This window comes from Streptomyces sp. (assembly GCF_019510245.1).
In the GTDB taxonomy this organism is placed as follows: Bacteria; Actinomycetota; Actinomycetes; order Streptomycetales; family Streptomycetaceae; genus Streptomyces.
This window is the reverse complement of sequence record NZ_JAEKKT010000458.1, coordinates 1-2834: the sequence shown is the minus strand read 5'-3', so window position 1 is coordinate 2834 and position 2834 is coordinate 1. Positions and strand designations below refer to the sequence as shown.

Below are 2834 nucleotides of genomic sequence, written 5' to 3'. Positions count from 1 at the left end.
CGTCGACGCCCAGGTCCTGTTCACCGAGAACCGCGCCCAGACCCTGGTGGTGCTGACCACTCGCCCCGGCACGGAGAGCCACAGCAAGCTCGAACTGCTCTCCGTCATAGGACACCAGCAGGTCACGCCCTGACGTTCTGGGCGAGGGGGGCCAGTCAAGGGTTCGCTGCTGGGCGCTCTGCGGTACAGGTACGCCATCGGTCGGCAGGGACCGCGTACACGGCCATGTCATTGCCGACCCCCTTGGTCCGCCCGCCGTGGTCGCCGCGTTCCCGGGGACGGCCAGGACGTCGGCGGCGCCACACCTCGAGCGCGTCACCTCCGTGACCATTGCCGTCGAGGCCGGTGGACCGCCGGTTTGACCGGATGCACGGCCCTTACGCCGGCTGCCTCGTTGCACCGCCTCCCGTACCGCGCCGCGCCGTGCCGCGGACGCCGCGGCGGTGACTGCGCGCAACCGCCCGCCTGGTCCGGTCGGCCTGTTCCACGACGACTGCGAAGGCTCCCTGCGCGAGAACCTCGGCACCCACGAGCAGTAGGGCCTCGACCCACGCCTCACGAAGACGGCCCGGTCATGACCACGGGTCCTTGCGACCACAGCGTGCGACGAATCCCGCGCCGGCAGAGCGCTGTCCTGCACGACACTCCGGATCTCTGCCGCCACCGCGACCGCCCTGCCCTCATCCACGCTGCCGCACGGCAGCCCTCCGCCTCGGAGTCCGGGGCTGGGCCCCGGTCAGCCTCGCCTCGCTCCAGGCCGACTTCGCCGGCGCACACGCCCGCAACGCCCGGCTCGTCATCCAGACCCTGCGCCTGGGCCGCCGACCGGACGAGCTCATGGACGGTCACAGCAGGCGCGGTGGGACTGCGGCCTCGTGCCCCGCCGAACAGGAAGAGCTTCAGCGCCAGGTCTCCCGCCTGGAACAGGCGGGAGACCGAGCTGCTGGCGCGGTTGGAGGACAGGGACGCGGAGCTGGAAGCTGCCCGGGCGGCCAACCGCGAGCCGACCGGGTCCTGCACCGGAACGGGGCCGCGGACCGCCAGGATCTGGCCGGCCGGTCGCCCGGCTGCCGGCCGATTCAGTCTCGGATGAGGAAGGCGCGCTCCAGCGGGCGCCTCCCGCTTCGACGTTCGCCCCGGGGAGACCGCTGCGACCACGGACCGATCTTGCGCGGCCCCAGGCAAAGCAAATACTTGGCTAGCCACGTGTTTGCTGTTACCTTAGTTATGTGTCCAGCCACCTAAATGGGTGGCGACACGAGAGGAGACGTCATGAAAGCCATCCTGTTCGACCGTTTCGGAGGCACGGACGTGCTGCACGAGGCGGACATCGAGGTCCCGCAGCCCGGCCCCGGGCAGATCCGCGTCCGCGTCAGGGCGGCCGGGCTGAACGCGCTGGACGGCAAGATCCGCTCCGGGGCGATGGAGGCCGTGTTCCCCACACCGCTCCCCGCCGTCCCCGGTGCCGAGCTCGCCGGCGTGGTGGACGCCCTGGGCGAGGGCGTGCAGGACGTGCAGGTGGGCGACGAGGTGCTGGGCTGGTCCGACACCGGCTCGTACGCCGAGTACGCGCTGGCCACCACCGTGGCCCCCAAGCCCGCCGGCCTGGACTGGCAGCACGCGGTCGCCTTGCCGGTGGCGGGCGAAACGGCCGAGCGCGTCCTGGACCTCCTGGGCGTCGCCGCGGGGGAGACCGTACTGATGCACGGCGCGGCCGGAGCGGTCGGCACCCTGGCGGTCCAGCTCGCCACGGCCCGCGGAGCGCGGGTCATCGCCACCGCCGGCCCCGCCAACCAGGACTACCTCACCTCGCTCGGCGCCACCGCGACCCTCTACGGCGAGGGCCTGGTCGAACGGGTCCGGGCGCTCGCCCCCGACGGCGTCGACGCGGTCTTCGACCTGGCCGGGAAGGGAGCCCTGGAAGACTCCATCACCCTGCGCGGCGGCACCGAGCGCATCGTCACCATCGCCGACTTCCGCGCGCACCAGCTCGGCGTCACCTTCTCCAGCGGTGGCCAGGACCGCTCGGCCGGCCGCCTGGCCGAGCTGGCCCAGGACGCCGCGAACGGCAAGCTCGTCACCACCGTCACCGCCTACCCGCTCGACCGGGCCGCCACGGCCCAGCAGGTCAGCGACGCCGGGCACGGCCGGGGCAAGCTCGTCCTCATCGTCGACTGATCATCCCGCCACTGCACCCACCGCACCCACGCACTCACCACACCCCTCGCTGTACCGATCACCACCTGGCCGTCACCGCACCGAAGGACCACTCATGCTGAACTCCCTCTGGACACCGACCGCCGTCGGCGGCATGTCCCTCCCGCACCGCCTGGTCATGGCCCCCATGACCCGTGACCGCTCCACACCCGAGGGCGTCCCCACCGAGCTGAACGCCGAGTACTACGCCCAGCGGGCCTCGCACGCGCTCCTCATCACCGAGGGAACCCAGCCCTCCGCCGACGGCCAGGGCTACCTCCTGACCCCCGGCATCCACAATGACGAGCAGATCGCCGGATGGCGCAAGGTCACCGACGCGGTGCACGCGGCCGACGGCCGGGTCGTCATCCAGCTGATGCACACGGGTCGTATCGCCCATCCCGACAACACCCCCCACGGGCGCCAGCCGGTCGCTCCTTCGGCGGTCCGGCCCCAGGGAGTGATGTTCACAGCGTCGGGGCCCCAGGAGATGCCGACACCCCGTGCGCTGTCGACACAGGAGGTCGCGGCGACCGTCAACGACTTCCGCCGCGCGGCGGCGGCCGCCGTCGCGGCAGGTGCCGACGGCGTGGAGATCCACGGTGCCAACGGCTACCTCGTGCACCAGTTCCTCGCCG

Annotated in this window: 1 protein-coding gene and 1 pseudogene; both read left to right on the top strand. The window is 72.2% G+C overall.

Annotation, left to right across the window (positions count from 1 at the left end; genetic code table 11):
• Window positions 1–1272 precede the first annotated feature (1272 nt).
• Complete coding sequence (locus JF597_RS53990) at window positions 1273–2178, top strand: NADP-dependent oxidoreductase (protein WP_294014429.1); 906 nt, start codon at window positions 1273–1275, stop codon at window positions 2176–2178.
• Between the two features lie 94 nt (window positions 2179–2272).
• Window positions 2273–2834 (top strand): annotated as a pseudogene (locus JF597_RS53985) (alkene reductase); the annotation flags it as partial.

What these genes read in the sequence shown, in the direction of transcription:
- JF597_RS53990 (WP_294014429.1), top strand. Translation starts at nt 1,273, where the DNA reads ATGAAAGCCATCCTGTTCGACCGTTTCGGAGGCACGGACGTGCTGCAC.